Source organism: Streptomyces sp. NPDC088732 (genome assembly GCF_044751205.1).
GTDB lineage: Bacteria > Actinomycetota > Actinomycetes > Streptomycetales > Streptomycetaceae > Actinacidiphila.
In genome coordinates this window covers 213,617-234,742 of the sequence record NZ_JBIVLI010000002.1, presented here as the reverse complement: position 1 = coordinate 234,742, position 21,126 = coordinate 213,617, and the positions used below count along the sequence as shown (strand labels likewise).

Genomic DNA, 21,126 nt, shown 5'->3' with positions numbered 1-21,126 from the left:
TGTGGTACCGGTAGGATGGGTTGTCGGCCACCCGGCATGCGACCGCATTCGCCGAATCCGCATGATCACCGAGCGGCCGCCCATCAACGTAAAGCCCCCAAGGAGACCCAACCGTGAAGAGCGCCGTCGAGACTCTGAACCCGACCCGGGTTCGACTCACTGTCGAGGTGCCCTTCGAGGAGCTCAAGCCCAGCCTCGACGCGGCGTACAAGAAGATCAACCAGCAGGTCACGGTGCCGGGCTTCCGTAAGGGCAAGATCCCCGCGCGTGTCATCGACCAGCGGTTCGGCCGCGGCGCGGTCCTCGAAGAGGCCATCAACGACGCCCTGCCGAAGTTCTACACGGAGGCTGTCAACGAGGGCGAGCTCAACGTCCTGGGCCAGCCCGAGGTCGACATCACCGAGTTCAACGACGGTGAGGAACTGAAGTTCACCGCCGAGGTGGACATCCGTCCGGTCATCGAGATCCCGGACTACTCCGGCATCGAGGTCACCGTCGACCCCATCGAGGTGTCGGACGAGGACGTCGAGAAGTCCCTGGAGCAGCTGCGCGAGCGCTTCGCGTCCACCACGGTGGTCGAGCGCGCCGCCGCCGACGGTGACGTCGTCGTCGTGGACCTGGAGGCCAAGGTCGACGGCGAGGTGCTGGAGGACGGCGTCGCCAAGGGCGTCAGCTACACCATCGGCTCGGGCGAGCTGCTCGACGGCATCGACGAGGCCGTGACCGGCGTCGAGGCCGGCGGCTCCGCCACCTTCTCCTCCGAGCTCAAGGGCGGCTCCGCGGCCGGGCAGACGGCCGAGGTCAAGGTCGACGTGACCTCCGTCCAGTCCCGCGAGCTGCCGGAGCTGGACGACGACTTCGCCCAGCTGGCCAGCGAGTTCGACACGCTGGAGGAGCTGCGCGCCGACGCCGTCAAGCGCCAGGAGCGCATCAAGCAGTACGACCAGGCCACCCAGGCGCAGGAGAAGGTGCTCGACGCCCTCCTGGAGCTGGTGGAGATCCCGCTGCCGGAGAAGCTCCTCACCGACGAGATCGAGACCCGCACGCACAACCTGGAGCACCACCAGTTCCCGGCCCTCGGCCTGGACTGGGACACGTTCCTGGAGCGCGAGGGCAAGACCCGCGAGGAGTACGACGCGGAGATCGAGTCGCAGGCGAAGAAGGGCATCAAGACCCAGTTCGTGCTGGACGAGCTGGTCTCCAAGGAGAAGCTGTCGGTCAACCAGGAGGAGCTCACCGAGCACCTCATGCGCCGTGCCGCCTCCTCGGGCATGAGCCCCGACCAGTTCGCCCAGGCCGTCGTCGAGGGCGGCCAGGTGCCGCTGCTGGTGGGCGAGGTCGCCCGCGGCAAGGCGCTGGCGCTGGTGGTCGAGGCCGCGACGGTCAAGGACACCAACGGCGAGGTCGTCGACCTGGAGGACGAGGAGGACGACACCGACGAGACCGGCGAGACGGTCGAGGCGTCCTCCGAGGCCGCCGGCGAGCCCGCGGCCGAGGCGAAGAAGGACGACGCCGAGGCCTGAGCCCCGCGCCGCCCGATGCGTCGTAGAACGGGCCCGGACGCCCTCCGCGTCCGGGCCCGTTCTGCTCGGGTTCGCTCACGGCGTAGGGCCAGCCTGCGCTCACAGCGAACAGTTTCGCGTGGGGGATTGCCGGGCCCCACCTGCGCGTTAGGGTCCGTAAGTACGAGGGCCCGTGCCCTACGAGAAGTCCCTGAGACGGCTCACCGCCGTCCGACAACGAGCAGGTGGATACGTGACGACTCCGATGCCTTCCGCCGCCGGCGAGCCGACCATCGGTGGCCTCGGCGACCAGGTCTACAACCGGCTGCTCGGCGAGCGGATCATCTTCCTCGGCCAGCCTGTTGACGACGACATCGCCAACAAGATCACCGCGCAGCTGCTCCTCCTTGCCGCCGAACCGGACAAGGACATCTACCTCTACATCAACAGCCCCGGCGGTTCCGTGACCGCGGGCATGGCGATCTACGACACCATGCAGTTCATCAAGAACGACGTGGTCACCATCGCCATGGGCCTGGCCGCCTCCATGGGCCAGTTCCTCCTGACGGCCGGTACGCCGGGCAAGCGCTTCGCGCTGCCGAACACCGACATCCTGATGCACCAGCCGTCCGCCGGCCTCGCCGGTTCGGCGTCCGACATCAAGATCCACGCCGAGCAGCTCCTGCGCACCAAGAAGCGCATGGCCGAGCTGATCGCGCAGCACTCCGGCCGTAGTGTCGAGGAGATCACCCGCGACTCCGACCGCGACCGCTGGTACTCCGCGGACGCGGCCAAGGAGTACGGCCTGATCGACGACGTCATCACGCACGCGGTGAACGTACCGGGCGGCGGCGGCACGGGCGCCTGACCGGGCCTGAGCCCGATCAGCCCCGCAGGACCGACCCCAGCCCACTGCTCATCATCAGGACGGTGAACGTGACCACCCAGAACTTCCCCGGCAGCGGTATGTACGACCGTATGAGCGCCGCCGAGGCCCGCTATGTCGTCCCGCGCTTCATCGAGCGCACCTCCCAGGGCGTTCGCGAGTACGACCCGTACGCGAAGCTCTTCGAGGAGCGCGTGATCTTCCTGGGCGTGCAGATCGACGACGCGTCCGCCAACGACGTCATGGCGCAGCTGCTGTGCCTGGAGTCGATGGACCCGGACCGCGACATCTCGGTCTACATCAACAGCCCCGGCGGCTCCTTCACGGCGCTGACCGCCATCTACGACACGATGCAGTTCGTCAAGCCGGACATCCAGACGGTCTGCATGGGCCAGGCGGCGTCCGCCGCGGCCGTGCTGCTGGCCGCCGGTACGCCCGGCAAGCGCATGGCGCTGCCGAACGCCCGCATCCTGATCCACCAGCCGTACAGCGAGACGGGTCGCGGTCAGGTCTCCGACCTGGAGATCGCCGCGAACGAGATCCTGCGCATGCGTGCGCAGCTGGAGGAGATGCTCGCCAAGCACTCCAGCACCCCGATCGAGAAGATCCGCGACGACATCGAGCGCGACAAGATCCTCACCGCCGAGGAGGCCCTCTCCTACGGTCTGGTCGACCAGATCGTCTCGACTCGCAAGAGTTCGAGCGTCGCGGTCTGAGGACCGCAAGAGGCCCTGTGGGCCTCTTGAGGCACGAAAGTCCCTTCTTGGGGCGGCAGGGTTGTGCAGGTCACGACCCAGTCGTCCCAAGGGGGGCCCGCACTGGGGGCGCGGCAAGGTACCGTCGATAGGCAAGCACCAGGACTCGTCGAACTGACGGGACCCAGGCGAAGGGGAAGCACCTCGTGGCACGCATCGGTGACGGCGGCGACCTGCTCAAGTGCTCGTTCTGCGGAAAGAGCCAGAAGCAGGTGAAGAAGCTCATCGCAGGGCCCGGTGTGTACATCTGCGACGAGTGCATCGATCTCTGCAACGAGATCATCGAGGAGGAGCTCGCCGAGTCCTCCGAGGTGCGCTGGGAGGATCTCCCCAAGCCGCGTGAGATCTACGAGTTCCTGGAGAGCTACGTCGTCGGCCAGGAGCCGGCGAAGAAGGCGCTCTCCGTCGCGGTCTACAACCATTACAAGCGCGTGCAGGCCGGCGAGAACAGCGGCGGGCGCGGTCACGACGACGGCATCGAACTCGCCAAGTCGAACATCCTGCTGCTGGGCCCCACGGGCTCCGGCAAGACCCTGCTGGCGCAGACCCTGGCCCGGATGCTCAACGTGCCGTTCGCGATCGCGGACGCCACGGCGCTGACCGAGGCCGGCTACGTCGGTGAGGACGTCGAGAACATCCTGCTGAAGCTGATCCAGGCGGCCGACTACGACGTCAAGAAGGCCGAGACCGGGATCATCTACATCGACGAGATCGACAAGGTCGCCCGGAAGAGCGAGAACCCGTCGATCACCCGCGACGTCTCGGGCGAGGGCGTGCAGCAGGCGCTGCTGAAGATCCTGGAGGGCACGACGGCCTCGGTGCCGCCGCAGGGCGGGCGCAAGCACCCGCACCAGGAGTTCATCCAGATCGACACGACCAACGTGCTCTTCATCGTGGGCGGCGCCTTCGCCGGCCTGGAGAAGATCATCGAGTCCCGCGCGGGCGCCAAGGGCATCGGCTTCGGCGCGACCATCCGCTCCAAGCGCGAGATGGACGCGGCCGACCAGTTCTCCGAGGTCATGCCCGAGGACCTGGTCAAGTTCGGCATGATCCCCGAGTTCATCGGCCGTCTGCCGGTCATCACCAGCGTGCACAATCTCGACCGCGAGGCGCTGCTGCAGATCCTCGTCGAGCCGCGCAACGCACTGGTCAAGCAGTACCAGCGGCTGTTCGAGCTCGACGGTGTCGAGCTCGAGTTCGAGCGCACCGCCCTGGAGGCCATCGCGGACCAGGCCATCCTCCGCCAGACCGGCGCGCGGGGTCTGCGCGCCATCATGGAGGAGGTGCTGATGTCGGTCATGTACGAGGTGCCGTCCCGCAAGGACGTCGCCCGCGTGGTCATCACCGAGGACGTCGTTCACTCCAATGTGAACCCCACCCTGGTGCCGCGCGAGCCGCGCATCATCGGCAAGGGCGAGCAGAAGAGCGCGTAACGCTCCCGCCGTACACGTGAAGGGGGCGCCCGGCGAAGGCCGGGCGCCCCCTTTCGCGTTGGCGCGGTGCTACTTCTTGACCCGGACCTCGTCGCGGATCTTCACGGTGCTGTCGGCCCACTCGGCGACCGAGGGGGTCCGGGTGGTGCCGAGGATGTCCAGGTTCATGTTCATCGCCATGGCGACCGTGCTGTCGTCGGCCCAGGCGCAGTATGGGAACGTGACGCCGCCGGAACCGAAGGTGCCGCACTTCATGACGGCCCCGTCGAAGCCCGCCGGGTGCTGCTCGGTGGGCTCCTGCCCCGCCGAGGAGGCGGCGCTGTTCTTGAAGCCGGTCAGCATCGCGTCGAGGGCGGCGCCGGGGTCGGTGATGTCGCCGTAGGCACCGGAGACGACCAGCTGGGAGTTCGAGGAGTTCTTGTACGCGCCCGAGACCGTCTTGGCGCTCTTGATGCCCGCGTCGTTCCCCGACTCGCCGTTGCTCAGCCCGGAGTTGGCGCCGTTGGACGCGTCCTTGGTGTATTCGCCGCCCAGCAGCGTGGCCGGCATCGACAGCGTGTAGTCGCCGCCGCCGCCGCCACCGAGGCCGCCGCCGTTGCCGCCCAGCAGGAACACCAGCCCGCCGCCGATCAGGGCGATCGCGAGGACGACCCCGATGACGATGCCGGCCACCTTGCCCTTGCCGCCGCCGGAGGGCGGGGGAGGGGGCGGGGCGCCCCAGGCACCGGGCTGCTGACCCCACGCACCGGGCTGCTGCGGGATGCCGCCCTGCGGGGGCTGCGCGGGCTGCGGCGGGTAGCCGTAACCGTCCTGCGGCGCGCTTCCGTAGCCGGGCGGGACCTGCGGCTGGGGCTGGGTGGGCGGCTGCGGGGGAGGGCCGTAGCCGGGCTGGCCTCCCCAACCCGGCTGGGGAGGCGGCTGGTTGAAGCTCATGCGGGGGTCCCCTCGTTGTTCACTGCTGTCTGGTGCTCATCCTGGCGCTTGTTTAACCCGCCTTTACGTCCGGGCCGTCAGGAATCGGTAACAAGAACGTACGGACGTCCGGTTGGCATCATTCAGGGCGAACCGGCGCCGCCGTGCGGCCGTCGACCGTCCGTCCCGCTGCCCGCCCCGCCCCGCCCCGTTGCGCGGCGACCGGGCAGGCGCCCGCGGACCTCCCCCTACCCTTGTCCGTGTACGGTCACTCCTTCGGGTTCCGGTCCCGCCCGTGCCCCGCGGCGGCAGGGGATTCGTTGGCGGGGCGGCCGCGCCCGTAAACTGAGCGCCGTGACCGACAACACTCAGCAGGCCGCCGCGAGCGGGCCGAACAGCGCGATCCCCGAACTGCCGACCCAGTACGCGCCGGCCGAGGTAGAGGGGCCGCTGTACGAGCGCTGGGTAGAGCGCGGTTACTTCGAGGCGGACGCCAAGAGCGACAAGCCGCCGTACACCGTCGTCATCCCGCCGCCCAACGTCACCGGCAGCCTCCACCTCGGCCACGCCTTCGAGCACACGCTGATCGACGCCCTCACCCGACGCAAGCGCATGCAGGGCTTCGAGACGCTGTGGCAGCCCGGCATGGACCACGCCGGCATCGCCACCCAGAACGTCGTGGAGCGCGAACTCGCCAAGGAGGGCAAGTCCCGCCACGACCTCGGGCGCGAGGCCTTCGTCGAGCGCGTGTGGCAGTGGAAGGCGGAGTCCGGCGGCCAGATCTCCGGGCAGATGCGCCGCCTCGGCGACGGCGTCGCCTGGTCGCGCGAGCGCTTCACCATGGACGAGGGACTGTCCCAGGCCGTCCAGACCATCTTCAAGAAGCTCTACGACGACGAGCTGATCTACCGCGCCGAGCGGATCATCAACTGGTGCCCGCGCTGCCTGACCGCCATCTCGGACATCGAGGTGGAGTACCAGGACGACGAGGGCGAGCTGGTCTCCATCCGCTACGGCGAGGGCGATGCGTCGATCGTCGTGGCCACCACCCGCGCCGAGACGATGCTCGGCGACACCGCGGTCGCCGTCCACCCCGAGGACCCGCGCTACCGCCACCTGGTCGGCACCGAGATCGAACTGCCGCTCACCGGCCGCCGCATCCCGATCGTCGCCGACGAGCACGTGGACCCCGCGTTCGGCACCGGCGCCGTCAAGGTGACCCCGGCGCACGACCCCAACGACTTCGAGATCGGCCAGCGCCACGGCCTGCCGAACCTCGCCGTCATGGACGAGCACGCGATCATCACCACGCACGGCCCCTTCCAGGGCCTGGACCGGCTGGAGGCGCGCAGCGCCATCGTCGCCGCGCTGCGCGCCGAGGGCCGCATCGTCGCCGAGAAGCGCCCCTACACCCACTCCGTCGGGCACTGCTCGCGCTGCAAGACCACCATCGAGCCGCGGCTGTCCATGCAGTGGTGGGTCAAGGTCGCCCCGCTCGCCAAGGCCGCCGGTGACGCGGTCCGCGACGGCCGGGTCGCCATCCACCCGCAGGAGATGGAGAAGCGCTACTTCGACTGGGTCGACAACCTCCACGACTGGTGCATCTCGCGCCAGCTGTGGTGGGGCCACCGCATCCCGGTCTGGTACGGGCCGAACGGCGAGGTCGTCTGCGTCGGCCCGGACGAGCAGCCCCCGTCCGGGGACGGGTGGACGCAGGACACCGACGTCCTGGACACCTGGTTCTCCTCCGGCCTGTGGCCCTTCTCCACCCTCGGCTGGCCCGGGCGGACCGAGAGCCTGGAGAAGTTCTATCCGAACTCCGTCCTGGTCACCGGCTACGACATCCTCTTCTTCTGGGTCGCCCGGATGATGATGTTCGGCCTCTACGCGATGGACGGGACCCCGCCGTTCCACACCATCGCCCTGCACGGCATGGTCCGTGACCAGAACGGCAAGAAGATGTCGAAGTCCTTCGGCAACGTGGTCAATCCGCTGGACTGGATGGACAAGTACGGCTCCGACGCGCTGCGTTTCACCCTCGCGCGCGGCGCCAACCCCGGCACCGACGTGCCGATCGGCGAGGACTGGGTCCAGGGCTCCCGCAACTTCACCAACAAGATCTGGAACGCCACGCGCTTCGCGCTGATGAACGGCGCCACGGTCGAGGGCGCACTGCCCGCGCCGCAGGAGATGTCGGCGACCGACCGCTGGATCCTGTCGCGGCTGGAGTCCACGGTGGCCGAGGTCGACGCGCTCTACGACGACTACCAGTTCGCCAAGCTCAGCGACGTCCTGTTCCACTTCGCGTGGGACGAGGTGTTCGACTGGTACGTGGAGCTGTCCAAGACCACCTTCATGGCGGGCGGCCGGTCCGCCGAGGTGTCGCGGCGGGTCCTCGGCGAGGTGCTGGACAAGCTGCTGCGGGTGCTGCACCCCGTCGTCCCGTTCGTCACCGAGACGCTGTGGACGACGCTGACCGGCCGCGAGACGCTCGTGACCGCCGACTGGCCGCAGGACTCCGGCTTCCGCGACGCGGCCGCCGAGAAGGAGATCGGCGCCGTCCAGTCGCTGGTCACCGAGGTCCGCCGGTTCCGTGCCGACCAGGGCCTCCAGCCGGGCCAGCGGGTCCCCGCCCGCCTGGACCTGGCCGGTACCGGCCTGGACGCCCACGAGGCCGCGGTGCGCCAGCTGCTGCGCCTCCAGCCGGAGGGCGAGGGCTTCGCGGCCACCGCCACCCTGCCGGTCGCGGGCGCCACGGTCGCGCTCGACCTGTCCGGTGTCATCGACGTCGAGGCCGAGCGCAAGCGGCTCGCCAAGGACCTCGCGGCGGCGGAGAAGGAGAAGGCGCAGGCCACGGCCAAGCTCGGCAACGAGGCGTTCCTGGCCAAGGCGCCCGATCCGGTGGTCGCCAAGATCCGCACCCGGCTGGAGACGGCCGAGGCGGACATCGCCCGCATCACCGCCCAGCTGGCCGGACTGCCGCAGGCATGACCGGGAGCCGTGGGCGGGCGCGAGTGCCCGCCCACGGCCCGGACCGCTCCGCCCGGTTCGTAGACTGGTGGCGTGAGTACTTCGCGCCCCGGCAACGGCCACGACCCCCACCCCGACCCCGAGGGTGACGCCCTCTCCGACCCGCTGACCGCGCTCGGCCTGAACGCCGGTGCCGGCGAGGCCGGTGACGCCGACGCCGACGAGGGGGCCGAGGGGGCCGGCCCCGTCCGCGAGGCGGATCTCGCGGTCATCGAGGCGGGCAGCCGCACCCTGCGGACCGGCGGGCCGGTGCCCCCGGACGACGACATCCCCGGCCGTCCGGCCGACCCGGAGCTGGACAAGGCCCTGCGCGAGGTCGAGACGGAGCTGGCGGGCCGCTGGCCGGAGACCAAGCTGGAGCCGTCGCTGGACCGCATGACGGCCCTGATGGACATCCTGGGCGAGCCGCAGCGCTCGTACCCCTCGGTCCACATCACCGGCACCAACGGCAAGACCAGCACCGCGCGCATGATCGAGCGGCTGCTGCTCGCCTTCGACCTGCGCACCGGCCGGTACACCAGCCCGCACGTGCAGTCGGTGACCGAGCGCATCAGCCTGGACGGGCGGCCGATCGCGCCGGAGCGGTTCATCGAGACCTACCGCGACCTCCAGCCCTACGTGGAGATGGTCGACGGTTCGCAGCCGTACCGCATGTCGTTCTTCGAGGTGATGACGGGCATGGCCTACGCGGCCTTCGCCGACGCGCCGGTCGACATCGCCATCGTCGAGGTCGGCATGGGCGGCAGCTGGGACGCCACCAACGTCATCGACGCCTCGGTCGCGGTCGTCACCCCGATCTCCCTGGACCACACCGACCGGCTGGGGTCCACGACAGGCGAGATCGCGGTGGAGAAGGCCGGGATCATCAAGAAGGACGCGACCGTCGTGCTGGCGCAGCAGCCGGTCGAGGCCGCGCAGGTGCTGCTCCAGCGCGCGGTGGAGGTGGGCGCGACGGTCGCCCGCGAGGGCATGGAGTTCGGCGTCGTGCACCGGGAGGTCGCCGTCGGCGGGCAGTTGCTGACGCTGCGCGGCCTGGGCGGCGAGTACGAGCAGGTGTTCCTGCCGCTGCACGGCGAGCACCAGGCGCACAACGCGGCCGTGGCCCTGGCCGCGGTGGAGGCGTTCTTCGGCATCGGCAGCGAGCACGACCGCACGCTGGCCATCGACACCGTGCGCGCGGCCTTCGCGTCCGTCACCTCGCCGGGCCGGCTGGAGGTCGTCCGCCGCAGCCCGAGCGTGGTGCTGGACGCGGCGCACAACCCGGCGGGCGCGCGGGCGGCGGCGGCCTCGCTCGCGGAGGCGTTCGGCTTCACCCATCTGGTGGGTGTCGTCGGCCCGAGCGGCGACAAGGACGTGCGCGGGCTGCTGGAGGCCTTCGAGCCGGTCTTCGCGGAGGTCGTGGTGACCCGCAACTCCACCCCGCGCGGGATGGACGTGGACGAGCTGGCCGCGCTCGCGGTCGAGGTCTTCGGCGACGAGCGGGTGCAGGTCGAGCCGCGGCTGGACGACGCGATCGAGGCGGCGGTCACGCTGGCCGAGGACCAGGGGGAGTTCTCCGGTGCCGGGGTGCTGATCACCGGTTCGGTGGTCACCGTGGGAGAGGCCCGGCTGCTGCTGGGCCGCAAGTGACGAGCGGGAAGCGGAACCAAGCGGATGCGGACCCTGTGCGCGAGCACTCTGATCGGTGAATTCTTCGTGATCGGCTTCGCGGGGCTGGTCGCGATGAAACAGCCGGACCTGTCGGCGGGCACCGTGTGGGCGGTCTGCGGCGTGGCGATGGCACTGTGCGTGCTGCTCTGCGGAATGCTGGGCCGCCGCGGCGGTCTGGCGGTCGGCTGGGTGCTCCAGGCGGGGCTGGTCCTGAGCGGCCTGGTGCTGCCGGTGATGTTCTTCCTCGGCCTGGTCTTCGCCGCGCTGTGGTGGGCCGCCGTCCACTACGGCCGCAAGGTCGACCAGGCCAAGGCGGCCCGGGCGGCGCGGACGGCCTGACCGGTGCCGAGGGGGCGGGCCGAGGCGCACACCGGCGCCCGGTAATGTCGTCGTACCCGCTACCCCGCACATAGGAGTCACACCGTGTCGCAGCGCACCCTCGTCCTTCTCAAGCCGGACGCCGTTCGTCGCGGCCTGGTCGGCGAGATCCTCGGCCGCATCGAGCGCAAGGCCGGCTGGAGCATCACCGCGCTGGAGCTGCGCACGCTCGAGCGGCAGGTCCTGGAGCAGCACTACGCCGAGCACGTGGGCCGCCCCTTCTACGAGCCGCTGATGGAGTTCATGGCCGGCGGCCCGTCCGTGGCCCTGGTCGTCGAGGGCGAGCGCGTCATCGAGGGCGTGCGTGCGCTGGCCGGCCCGACCGACCCGATCGCCGCCGCGCCCGGCTCGATCCGCGGCGACTTCGGCACCATCGTCCGGGAGAACCTGATCCACGCCTCCGACTCCGAGGAGTCGGCCGAGCGGGAGATCAAGATCTTCTTTCCCGGTCTGGCCTGATCCCCGGCGCCATTCGCCCCGGATTCCCCGCTGACGCCCGATCAGCGCAATGGGTGGCCGGAATTTTTCCCGGCCACCTGGCGGCATATGCCCGTCGTACGGGGGAACCAATTCCGCCGACACGGCGTCACCATTGCCGGGGGCCGCTGTGTGTTCTGATGACAATGGCGGCGGATCCCTGACCCCGCGCCCCGACGGGCGCGACTAGGATGGAATCTCCGCTCCTCAGGCTTCGCGCACAGCGCCCCGCCGTGCTCACCCCCACACTGCTCCAGCTCGGGAAGGCCAGACGTACCCTCATGGCGAACAACATGTCGTTCATCGGCCGTGACATGGCTGTCGACCTCGGCACTGCCAACACGCTGGTGTACGTCAGGGGTCGCGGGATCGTCCTCAACGAGCCGTCCGTCGTCGCCATCAACACGAATACCGGCGGCATCCTCGCGGTCGGCTCCGAGGCGAAGAAGATGATCGGCCGGACCCCCGGCAACATCGTCGCGGTCCGTCCTCTCAAGGACGGGGTGATCGCCGACTTCGAGATCACCGAGCGCATGCTGCGCTACTTCATCCTCAAAATCCACAAGCGGCGCTACCTGGCCCGTCCGCGGGTCGTGGTCTGCGTTCCCTCCGGCATCACCGGTGTCGAGCGCCGCGCGGTCATCGAGGCCGCCACCCAGGCCGGCGCGCGCCAGGTGCACATCATCGAGGAGCCGATGGCGGCCGCGATCGGCGCCGGGCTCCCGGTCCACGAGGCGACCGGCAACATGGTCGTCGACATCGGCGGCGGCACCACCGAGGTCGCCGTCATCTCGCTCGGCGGCATCGTCACCGCGCAGTCCATCCGGGTCGCCGGCGACGAGCTGGACAACGCGATCATCCAGCACATCAAGAAGGAGTACAGCCTTCTGCTGGGGGAGCGCACCTCCGAATCGATCAAGCTCACCATCGGCTCGGCCTTCTCGGTCGACGACGAGGAGCACACCGAGATCCGCGGTCGCGACCTGGTCTCCGGCCTGCCCAAGACGGTGGTCATCTCCGCCGCCGAGGTCCGCAAGGCCATCGAGGAGCCGGTCAACGCCATTGTCGACGCGGTGAAGACGACCCTCGACAAGTGCCCGCCCGAGCTGTCGGGCGACATCATGGACCGCGGCATCGTCCTGGCCGGCGGCGGCGCGCTGCTGCGTGGTCTCGACGAGCGCCTGCGCTCCGAGACGGGCATGCCCATCCACATTGCCGAGAACCCGCTCGACTGCGTGGCGCTGGGCGCCGGCAAGTGCGTCGAGGAGTTCGAGGCACTCCAGCAGGTCCTGGACGCGCAGCCGCGCAGGTGAGTTCGCACGATCCTTCGTACGGGCGAACTCCCGCCCGTACGCCGGATCGTTCTCCTCTCCGGCACGGCACACCGGGCCCACGGCCCACACGCTCTGACGAGGAAGGCACGGACTGGCCCCCGTGAGGGACACACGAGAGAGCCGGCTTCTGCTGGTGCTGCTGGTGGCGATCGCGTTCGCGCTGATCACCGTCGACATCCGCGGGGGTGAGGACTCACCGCTGGACGGTGCCCGGTCCGCCGCGGCCGCCGTCTTCGGCCCCGTGGAGAACGGGGTCGCGGCGGCCGTCGATCCGGTGGACAACGCGGTGGACGCGGTACGCGACTCAGGCGACCGCAGCAGCCGGATCAGTGAACTGGAGCGGCAGAACGCCGAGCTGAAGCAGCAGCTCGGCAGCAAGGACGCCACCCGCGCCCGCGCCCGCGAACTCGACAAGCTGCTCAAGACCGCCGGGGCCGGCCAGTACCGCGTCAAGGGCGCGCAGGTCATCGCCATAGGAGCCGCGCAGGGCTTCTCGTGGACGGTCACCATCGACGCCGGCGCCAACGACGGCATCGAACGCGACATGACCGTCATCAACGGCGACGGCCTGGTCGGCCGGGTCACCACCGTCGGGCCGTCCACCTCCACCGTGCTGCTCGCCTGCGACCCGGACTTCACTGTCGGCACCCGGCTGGAGAAGTCCTCCGAACTCGGCTTCGCCTCGGGCCAGGGCAACCGCCCCATGCAGGTGCAGCTGCTCAACGGCAAGGCGCACGTGCGGAACGGCTACCGGCTGGTGACCTTCGGCTCGCAGGCCGACAAGCCGTTCGTGCCGGGTGTCCCGGTCGGCACCGTCTCCAAGGTCGACCGCGCGGGCGGCGGCCTCACCCGCACCCTCGAGGTCACCCCGTTCGTGGGCTTCACCAAGCTCGACATCGTCGGCGTCGTCGTCCAGGGCCCGCGCAAGGACCCCCGCGACTCGGTGCTGCCCGCCGGCCCGAAGCCGATCCCGACGGTCACCGTCACGGTGACGCCGAGCGTCGACCCCTCGCAGTCCCCGCTGAACGGGCAGGAGGTCCGATGAAGCGCGTGCTGCTCTCCACCGGCCTGGTGGTCGCCGCCATGGTGATCCAGGTGTGCGTGCTGGCCCGGCTGCACCTGCCCGGCGCGGTGCCCGACCTGCTGCTGCTGGTCGTGCTCGGCCTCGCACTGACGTACGGCCATGTCGCCGGTGCCCTCATCGGGTTCGGCGCCGGCCTGCTCGCCGACCTCGCCCCGCCCGCCGACCACGCCGCCGGGCGCTACGCGCTCGTGCTGTGCGTCATCGGCTACGCCGCGGGCCTGGCCAAGCCCGACAGCGGCCAACTGCGCTCGGCCACCCGGCCGATGCTCGTCGTCGTCGCCGCGGCCATCGGGTCCACCGTGCTGTACGCCCTCGTCGGCGCCCTCGTCGGCGATACCGCGGCGCAGCATGTGGGCCTGGGCAAGCTGCTGTTCACGGCCGCCCTGTACGACCTGCTGCTCGCGCCCTTCACCGTGCCCTGGATCATGGGCCTGGCCCGCCGGCTGGACAACGACCCACTCACCGACGACACCTCGGCGAGCGGCTTCGGCGCCCGCATCGGCGGCCAGCGCCCGAGCCTGCTCGGCAAGGTGGGGAGCGTCGCCAAGGGAGGGCGGCGGCTGTGAGCAACATCCCCGAGACCGGGCGCACGCCGCGCGTCACCATCCGCCTGGTGGTCCTCCAGATCCTCGTGCTGTCGCTGCTGTTCACCCTCGGCGGCCGGCTGTGGTTCCTCCAGATCCGCGACGGCGACGACTACACCGCGCAGGCCAACAGCAACAACGTCCAGGAAGTCGTCACCCCCGCCGTGCGCGGGGCGATACTGGACGCCAAGGGCGTGCCCCTCGCCGACAACGAGACGCGCCTCGTGGTCTCCGCCAGCCGTACCGACCTGCTCAAGCAGAAGGACGACGGCCGCGCGGTGCTCACCCGGCTGGCGTCCGTGCTGCACATGAAGCCGGACGAGGTCCTCAAGAAGGTGCGGCTCTGCGACTCGCAGACCCCCAAGCCGTGCTGGAACGGCTCCCCGTACCAGCCGATCCCCATCACCGACGAGGCCACCACCCAGCAGGCGATGCAGATCATGGAGCGCCGCGAGGACTTCCCCGGCATCACCGCGGAGCCCACCGCCGTGCGCCGCTACACCTCGCCGTTCGGGGCCAACGCCTCCCAGGTGCTCGGCTACCTCTCGCCCGTCACCGACGACGAGATCACCGACGCGGAGAAGCAGGGCCGGTCGCTGCTGCGCTCGGACCAGATCGGCCGCTCCGGCCTGGAGCGCACGTACGACACCCAGCTGCGCGGCACGGCCGGTGTCACCCGCTACGAGGTGGACAACCTCGGCCGGGTCATCGGCAAGGCCGGCGAGACCGCCGCCGTGCCCGGCAGCAACCTGGTCACCAGCATCGACGCCCGCGTCCAGTCGGTCGCCGAGAAGGAACTGCTCCAGGCGATGAAGGTGGCCCGCAAGACCTTCGACTCCGTCACGGGCAGCTACTACAAGGCGGACTCCGGCGCGGTCGTCGTCATGGACGTGCACACCGGCCAGGTCATCGCGATGGCCAGCGCCCCGAGCTACGACCCCAACGTCTGGGTCGGCGGCATCTCGGCCAAGGACTACGCCAAGCTCACCGGCAAGAAGTCCAACTTCCCGCTGCTGAACAGGGCCATACAGGGTCAGTCCGCCCCCGGTTCGACGTTCAAGGCGATCTCCACCTCCGCGGCGGTGAAGGCCGGCTACTCCATCAACGGGCACTACCCCTGCCCGTCCTCGATGACCATCGGCGGCCGGGTCTTCAACAACTTCGAGGGCGAGAGCGCCGGCGAGATCACCCTGGCGCACGCGCTGGAGATCTCCTGCGACACCGTCTTCTACCACCTGTCCTACGACCAGTGGCTCAAGGACGGCGGCACCAAGCCCAAGAAGCACCCCGCGGACTGGTTCTACAAGACCGCCAAGGCCTACGGCCTGGGTTCGCTGACCGGTATCGACCTGCCCTCCGAGGTCACCGGCCGGATCCCCGACCGGCAGTGGAAGCGCGACTACTACGAGGCCAACAAGACCTACTGGTGCAAGGTCGCCAAGAGCGACAAGCAGGACTACGCCAGCCAGATCGCGCGCGAGAACTGCGTCGACGGCTATGTCATGCGTGCCGGTGACTCGGTCAACTACGCGATCGGACAGGGCGACACGCTCGTCACCCCGATCCAGATGGCCCGCATCTACTCGGCCATCGCCAACGGCGGCAAGCTGTACCAGCCGACCATCGGCAAGGCGATCATCAGCGCCGACGGCAAGACGATCACGAGGATCAAGCCGAAGGTCACCGCGAAGGCCCCGGCAAGCGCGAACACCCTGAAGTACATCAACGAGGCCCTGGAAGGCGTGGTCACCAGCGGTACCGCGGCCTGGCGCTTCAACGGCTGGCCGCAGGACAAGATCACCCTGCACGCCAAGACCGGTACCGCGGAAGTCGCCGGCAAGCAGACCACCTCGTGGTTCACCACGTACACCAAGGACTACGCGGTCATCATGACGATCTCCCAGGGTGGTACGGGTTCCGGCGGTTCCGGCCCGGCCGTCCGCGCCATCTACGAGGCGATGTACGGCGTCCAGAAGGACGGGTCGATCAACAACAAGAAGGCCCTGCTCCCGCACCCCGAGACCGCGCTGCCCAAGATCACCGCGGACGGCACGATCCAGGCCCGCAAGGCCGCCTGGGACGTGCCCGCCGTCCCGTCCGCCCCGGGCGACGGCGTGTACACGGCCGCCGCACTGCCCCCGGACCGCTCCGAGAGGTTCCTGCTGGGCAGGAGGTACGGGGCATGAGCACCAGCGGCTACACCATGCGGCGCTTCACCCCGGAGAAGGGCGCCATCGGCAAGCTCATGGCGCGCGACTCGATAGTGCGCCGGATGGACTGGGTCCTGCTCGGCTCGGCGCTCGCGCTGTCGATGATCGGCGCCGCCCTGGTGTACTCGGCGACCCGCAACCGCACCGAGCTCACCCACGGCGACCCGCTCTACTTCCTGCTGCGGCACCTGCTCAACACCGCGATCGGCTTCGGACTGGCGGCCGGCACCGTGGCGCTCGGCCACCGCCGGCTGCGCGGCGCGGTCCCGGTGCTGTACGCGATCTCGGTCCTGCTGGTCCTGGCCGTCCTCACCCCGGTCGGGTCGACGGTCAACGGCGCGCACGCCTGGATCGTGCTCGGCGGCGGGTTCTCCCTCCAGCCGTCCGAGTTCACCAAGCTCACCATCATCCTGAGCATGGCGATGATGCTCTCCGCCCGGGTGGACGCGGGCGACCGGATCCACCCGGACCACCGCACCGTGGCCCAGGCCCTGGGCTTCGCCGTCCTGCCGATGGCCATCGTCATGCTGATGCCCGACCTGGGTTCCGTGATGGTCATGGCGGTCATCGTGCTCGGTGTGCTCCTCGCCTCCGGGGCGTCCAACCGCTGGGTGCTCGGCCTCATCGCGGCGGGCGCCGGCGGCGCCGTCGCGGTGTGGCAGCTCGGCGTCCTGGACCAGTACCAGATCGACCGCTTCGCCGCCTTCGCCAACCCCGCCCTCGACCCGGCGGGCGTCGGCTACAACACCAACCAGGCGCGCATCGCCATCGGCTCGGGCGGACTGCTCGGCAAGGGCCTTTTCCACGGCAGCCAGACCACCGGCCAGTTCGTGCCGGAGCAGCAGACCGACTTCGTCTTCACCGTGGCGGGGGAGGAGCTCGGCTTCGTCGGCGCCATGCTGATCATCGTTCTGCTCGGCGTCGTCCTGTGGCGGGCCTGCAAGATCGCGCGCAACGCGACCGACCTCTACGGCACGATCATCGCCGCCGGCGTCGTGGCCTGGTTCGCGTTCCAGGCGTTCGAGAACATCGGTATGACGCTCGGCATCATGCCGGTCGCCGGTCTGCCGCTGCCCTTCGTCTCGTACGGCGGATCCTCGATGTTCGCGGTCTGGGTCGCGGTCGGACTGCTCCAGGCAGTGAAGATGCAGCGCCCCATGTCCGCCTGAACGAGTCCACTGGGTGAATGCACCATTGCGGTGGCCCCAACCCCCGATTACGGTCCAGTCATGGGAAAGCGTGTCGCGGAGACCGAGCGCAAGTACGAGGCCGCCGGACGGGGCCGGGAGCCGGACCTGGACGGGCTGCCGGGCGTGGCGTCCGTCCGGGTCGTGGAACCGGCCGAGCTCGACGCGGTGTACTACGACACCACCGATCTTCGCCTGGCGACCCGCCGTGTCACCCTGCGGCGGCGCACCGGGGGCGACGACGCGGGCTGGCACCTGAAGCTGCCCACCACCCTCGCCGACACGCGCACCGAGGTCCACGCCCCCCTGGGCAAGCAGGGACGCAAGGGCGGCCCCCGCGTCCCCGCGGCCCTCGCCGACGAGATCGCCGCCGTCGTCCGCGGCCGTGAACTCGTCCCCGTCGTACGGCTGCGCACCGCCCGCAAGCGGATCCGGCTGCTGGACGCCAAGGGCAGGGCGCTGCTGGAGATCGCCCGCGACCACGTCACCGCCTCCGTCCTCGACAACGGCGGCCACCCCACCTCGGAGACCACCTGGGACGAGGTGGAGGCCGAACTCGCCGACGGCGGTACGGCCCTGCTCGACGCCCTGGAGAAACGCCTCGTCAAGGCCGGGCTGCGACGTTCCGACAGCCCCTCCAAACTCGCCCGCGCCCTCGGGGACCGCCTGACGGCCGCCCCCCGGCCGAGCGCGCCGCCCTCCTCCGTCGAGTCCGCGGGCGACGTGGCGATGGCCTACGTCCACCAGCAGGTCGACGCCATCGCCGCCTGGGACCCGGCCGTCCGCCGCGACGAGGCGGACGCCGTCCACCAGATGCGCGTCTCCACCCGGCGGCTGCGCAGCGCCCTCAAGAGCTTCCGCCGCGAACTCGACCGCGGGGCCACCGACCCGATCGGCGACGAACTGAAGTGGCTGGCGGGCGTCCTCGGTCTGGAACGCGACCGAGAGGTGCTCGCCGAGCGGCTCCGGGACCGCCTCGACGACCTCCCCGTCGACCTCGTCACCGGCGACCTGACCGAGCGCGTCGGCGGCGACGCGCCCGTCCACGAGGGCGCCCGCGCCGAGCTCCTGCGCGAACTCGGCGGCGCCCGCTACTTCCGCCTCCTCGACACCCTGGAAGCCCTCCTCGCCGAACCCCCGTACCGCGACCGCGCCAAGGCGCCGGCCGCCTCCGCCGGCGCCAAGGCCGTCAGCCGCGACCACCGGCGCCTGCGCGAGCGCGTCGAGCCCGCACTCGCCATGGAACGCGGCCACGAGCGCGACCTCGCCCTCCACGAGGCCCGCAAGGCCGCGAAACGCGCCCGCTACAGCAGCGAGGCCGCCCAGGCCGTCCCCGGCCTGCGCAAGCCCGCCAAGCAGCACACCAAGCGCATGAAGTCCGTCCAGCAGGTCCTCGGCGAGCACCAGGACAGCGTCATCTGCCGCGAGGCCGTCGCCCGCCTCGCCGGCGACGCCCGCACCGCCGGCGAGGACACCTTCCCCTACGGCGTGATGTTCCAGGTCGAACGCGATCTCGCCGACGCGGCGGAGGACGCCCTCCCCAAGGCCTGGGGCAAGGCCGACCGCGGCAGCCTGGCGGGGTGACCGGGTCCCCGCGGCGCCCGTGCGGGGGCGCCGCGGGGGGCCGTGAGCGGCCGGGGAGCCCACCGTGACGCGTTACGCTGAATGGTCACCACCCTGCCAGCTCACGAAAGACACCTCTCATGCCTGTCGAGTCGGTCTTCCCTCGCCTGGAAGCGCTTCTCCCCCACGTTCAGAAGCCCATCCAGTACGTCGGCGGAGAGCTGAACTCCACCGTGAAGGACTGGGACTCCTGTGACGTCCGCTGGTCGCTGATGTACCCGGACGCCTACGAGGTCGGACTCCCCAACCAGGGCGTCATGATTCTCTACGAGGTGCTCAACGAGCGCGAGGGCGTGCTGGCCGAGCGCACCTACAGCGTCTGGCCGGACCTGGAGGCGCTGATGCGGGAGCACGGCGTCCCGCAGTTCACCGTGGACGCCCACCGCCCCGTGAAGGCCTTCGACGTGCTCGGCCTGAGCTTCTCCACGGAGCTCGGCTACACGAACATGCTGACCGCCCTGGACCTCGCGGGCATCCCGCTGGAGGCGAAGGACCGTACCGAGGACGACCCGATCGTGCTCGCGGGCGGGCACGCGGCGTTCAACCCCGAACCCATCGCCGACTTCCTGGACGCGGCGGTGATCGGCGACGGCGAGCAGGCCGTCCTGGAGATCACCGACGTCATCCGCGCCTGGAAGGCCGAAGGCCGCCCCGGCGGCCGCGACGAACTGCTCTTCCGGCTGGCCCGCACCGGCGGGGTGTACGTGCCGAAGTTCTACGACGTGGAGTACCTGGCCGACGGCCGGATCGCCCGCATGGTGCCCAACCGCTCCGGCGTGCCGTGGCGCGTGTCCAAGCACACCGTCATGGACCTCGACGAGTGGCCGTACCCGAAGCAGCCCCTCGTCCCGCTCGCCGAGACCGTCCACGAGCGCATGTCCGTGGAGATCTTCCGCGGCTGCACGCGCGGCTGCCGCTTCTGCCAGGCGGGCATGATCACCCGCCCGGTGCGCGAGCGCAGCATCACCGGCATCGGCGAGATGGTCGAGAAGGGGCTGAAGGCGACCGGCTTCGAGGAGGTCGGCCTGCTGTCGCTGTCCTCCGCCGACCACACCGAGATCGCCGACGTCGCCAAGGGCCTCGCCGACCGGTACGAGGAGGACAAGATCGGCCTGTCCCTCCCGTCCACCCGCGTCGACGCCTTCAACATCGACCTGGCCAACGAACTCACCCGCAACGGCCGCCGCTCGGGCCTCACCTTCGCCCCCGAGGGCGGCTCCGAGCGCATCCGCAAGGTCATCAACAAGATGGTCTCGGAGGAGGACCTGATCCGCACCGTCGCCACCGCCTACGGCAACGGCTGGCGCCAGGTGAAGCTGTACTTCATGTGCGGCCTGCCCACCGAGACCGACGAGGACGTCCTGCAGATCGCGGACATGGCCAAGAACGTCATCCAGAAGGGCCGCGAGGTCACCGGCCAGAACGACATCCGCGCCACGGTCTCCATCGGCGGCTTCGTGCCCAAGCCGCACACCCCGTTCCAGTGGGCCCCGCAGCTCGGCGTCGAGGAGACCGACGCCCGCCTGGAGAAGCTCCGCGACGCCATCCGCGGCGACAAGAAGTACGGCCGCAACATCGGCTTCCGCTACCACGACGGCAAGCCCGGCATCATCGAGGGCCTGCTCTCCCGCGGCGACCGCCGCGTCGGCGCCGTCATCCGCGCCGTCTACGAGGACGGCGGCCGCTTCGACGGCTGGCGCGAGCACTTCAGCTTCGACCGCTGGGCCCGCATGTGCGAGAAGGCGCTCCCGGAGCAGGGCGTCGACCTCGACTGGTACACCACCCGCGAGCGCACCTACGAGGAGGTCCTGCCCTGGGACCACCTGGACTCGGGCCTGGACAAGGACTGGCTCTGGGAGGACTGGCAGGACGCCCTCGACGAGACCGAGGTCGACGACTGCCGGTGGACCCCGTGCTTCGACTGCGGGGTGTGCCCCCAGCTCGACACCCACATCCAGATCGGCCCGACCGGCAAGAAGCTGCTCCCGCTGACGGTCAAGAACGCCGCCCCGGTGGGAGCCGCCGGCGGTCACACGCACTGATGCCGGGGCGCGCCCGTCCGCACACGGGCGGAGCGCGCC

At 70.2% G+C, this 21,126-nt stretch carries 16 protein-coding genes; 15 read left to right on the top strand and 1 reads right to left on the bottom strand.

What is annotated here, in order from left to right:
- Window positions 1-113 precede the first annotated feature (113 nt).
- From tig to clpX, 4 genes are all read left to right on the top strand, one after another.
- On the top strand, window positions 114-1,523 hold the full coding sequence (gene tig / locus ACIP9H_RS03915; RefSeq protein ID WP_401582796.1) for a trigger factor: 1,410 nt from the start codon (window positions 114-116) through the stop codon (window positions 1,521-1,523).
- A gap of 244 nt (window positions 1,524-1,767) precedes the next feature.
- Window positions 1,768-2,370, top strand: a complete 603-nt coding sequence (locus tag ACIP9H_RS03910; protein WP_319661580.1) for an ATP-dependent Clp protease proteolytic subunit — start codon at window positions 1,768-1,770, stop codon at window positions 2,368-2,370.
- Between the two features lie 98 nt (window positions 2,371-2,468).
- Window positions 2,469-3,104, top strand: coding sequence for an ATP-dependent Clp protease proteolytic subunit (locus tag ACIP9H_RS03905; protein WP_401583206.1), 636 nt, complete (start codon window positions 2,469-2,471; stop codon window positions 3,102-3,104).
- A 185-nt stretch (window positions 3,105-3,289) separates the two neighbouring features.
- Window positions 3,290-4,576, top strand: coding sequence for an ATP-dependent Clp protease ATP-binding subunit ClpX (gene clpX, locus ACIP9H_RS03900; RefSeq protein ID WP_360906930.1), 1,287 nt, complete (start codon window positions 3,290-3,292; stop codon window positions 4,574-4,576).
- A gap of 69 nt (window positions 4,577-4,645) precedes the next feature.
- Here the strand turns inward: clpX and ACIP9H_RS03895 are convergent, their stop codons facing one another.
- Window positions 4,646-5,509, bottom strand: coding sequence for a hypothetical protein (locus ACIP9H_RS03895; protein WP_401957343.1), 864 nt, complete (start codon window positions 5,507-5,509; stop codon window positions 4,646-4,648).
- Between the two features lie 333 nt (window positions 5,510-5,842).
- Here ACIP9H_RS03895 and ACIP9H_RS03890 point away from each other — a divergent pair, with 333 nt between their 5' ends.
- The 11 genes from ACIP9H_RS03890 to ACIP9H_RS03840 all read left to right on the top strand — a co-directional run bounded on the left by ACIP9H_RS03890 (window position 5,843) and on the right by ACIP9H_RS03840 (window position 21,087).
- Entirely contained in the window at window positions 5,843-8,479 is a 2,637-nt protein-coding gene (locus ACIP9H_RS03890; protein WP_401582793.1) for a valine--tRNA ligase, read from the top strand.
- Between the two features lie 72 nt (window positions 8,480-8,551).
- Window positions 8,552-10,147: a bifunctional folylpolyglutamate synthase/dihydrofolate synthase gene (locus tag ACIP9H_RS03885; RefSeq protein WP_401582791.1), complete on the top strand. Its 1,596-nt coding sequence runs from the start codon at window positions 8,552-8,554 to the stop codon at window positions 10,145-10,147.
- 24 nt (window positions 10,148-10,171) lie between these two features.
- Window positions 10,172-10,507 carry a DUF4233 domain-containing protein gene (locus ACIP9H_RS03880; RefSeq protein WP_401582789.1) on the top strand — a complete coding sequence of 112 codons (336 nt, stop codon included), beginning with the start codon at window positions 10,172-10,174 and terminating at the stop codon, window positions 10,505-10,507.
- A gap of 84 nt (window positions 10,508-10,591) precedes the next feature.
- Window positions 10,592-11,005, top strand: coding sequence for a nucleoside-diphosphate kinase (gene ndk / locus ACIP9H_RS03875; protein WP_360906922.1), 414 nt, complete (start codon window positions 10,592-10,594; stop codon window positions 11,003-11,005).
- Window positions 11,006-11,316: 311 nt separating this feature from the next.
- Window positions 11,317-12,336, top strand: coding sequence for a rod shape-determining protein (locus ACIP9H_RS03870; RefSeq protein WP_360907006.1), 1,020 nt, complete (start codon window positions 11,317-11,319; stop codon window positions 12,334-12,336).
- A gap of 121 nt (window positions 12,337-12,457) precedes the next feature.
- Window positions 12,458-13,402 (top strand): rod shape-determining protein MreC, encoded by a 945-nt coding sequence (mreC, locus tag ACIP9H_RS03865; RefSeq protein WP_401582787.1) that lies wholly within the window; start codon window positions 12,458-12,460, stop codon window positions 13,400-13,402.
- Window positions 13,399-14,007, top strand: a complete 609-nt coding sequence (gene mreD, locus ACIP9H_RS03860) for a rod shape-determining protein MreD (protein WP_401582785.1) — start codon at window positions 13,399-13,401, stop codon at window positions 14,005-14,007. Before mreC ends, mreD begins: the two co-directional genes overlap by 4 nt.
- Entirely contained in the window at window positions 14,004-16,211 is a 2,208-nt protein-coding gene (mrdA, locus tag ACIP9H_RS03855; protein WP_401582784.1) for a penicillin-binding protein 2, read from the top strand. Before mreD ends, mrdA begins: the two co-directional genes overlap by 4 nt.
- Window positions 16,208-17,404, top strand: a complete 1,197-nt coding sequence (rodA, locus tag ACIP9H_RS03850) for a rod shape-determining protein RodA (protein ID WP_401582782.1) — start codon at window positions 16,208-16,210, stop codon at window positions 17,402-17,404. The genes mrdA and rodA overlap by 4 nt, the downstream gene beginning before the upstream one ends.
- A 60-nt stretch (window positions 17,405-17,464) precedes the next feature.
- The gene (locus ACIP9H_RS03845; protein ID WP_401582780.1) at window positions 17,465-19,006 is read left to right on the top strand and encodes a CHAD domain-containing protein; all 1,542 of its coding nucleotides are present in this window, start codon (window positions 17,465-17,467) and stop codon (window positions 19,004-19,006) included.
- 119 nt (window positions 19,007-19,125) lie between these two features.
- On the top strand, window positions 19,126-21,087 hold the full coding sequence (locus ACIP9H_RS03840; protein WP_401582778.1) for a TIGR03960 family B12-binding radical SAM protein: 1,962 nt from the start codon (window positions 19,126-19,128) through the stop codon (window positions 21,085-21,087).
- The last annotated feature ends 39 nt before the right edge of the window (window positions 21,088-21,126 follow it).

Excerpts from the sequence above, each read along its gene's own strand:
- ACIP9H_RS03910 (WP_319661580.1), top strand. The coding sequence starts at position 1,768 with ATGCCTTCCGCCGCCGGCGAGCCGACCATCGGTGGCCTCGGCGACCAG.
- ACIP9H_RS03905 (WP_401583206.1), top strand. The coding sequence starts at position 2,469 with ATGTACGACCGTATGAGCGCCGCCGAGGCCCGCTATGTCGTCCCGCGC.
- ACIP9H_RS03895 (WP_401957343.1), bottom strand. The coding sequence starts at position 5,509 with ATGAGCTTCAACCAGCCGCCTCCCCAGCCGGGTTGGGGAGGCCAGCCC.
- ACIP9H_RS03880 (WP_401582789.1), top strand. The coding sequence starts at position 10,172 with ATGCGGACCCTGTGCGCGAGCACTCTGATCGGTGAATTCTTCGTGATC.
- ACIP9H_RS03870 (WP_360907006.1), top strand. The coding sequence starts at position 11,317 with ATGTCGTTCATCGGCCGTGACATGGCTGTCGACCTCGGCACTGCCAAC.
- mreD (WP_401582785.1), top strand. The coding sequence starts at position 13,399 with ATGAAGCGCGTGCTGCTCTCCACCGGCCTGGTGGTCGCCGCCATGGTG.
- rodA (WP_401582782.1), top strand. The coding sequence starts at position 16,208 with ATGAGCACCAGCGGCTACACCATGCGGCGCTTCACCCCGGAGAAGGGC.
- ACIP9H_RS03845 (WP_401582780.1), top strand. The coding sequence starts at position 17,465 with ATGGGAAAGCGTGTCGCGGAGACCGAGCGCAAGTACGAGGCCGCCGGA.
- ACIP9H_RS03840 (WP_401582778.1), top strand. The coding sequence starts at position 19,126 with ATGCCTGTCGAGTCGGTCTTCCCTCGCCTGGAAGCGCTTCTCCCCCAC.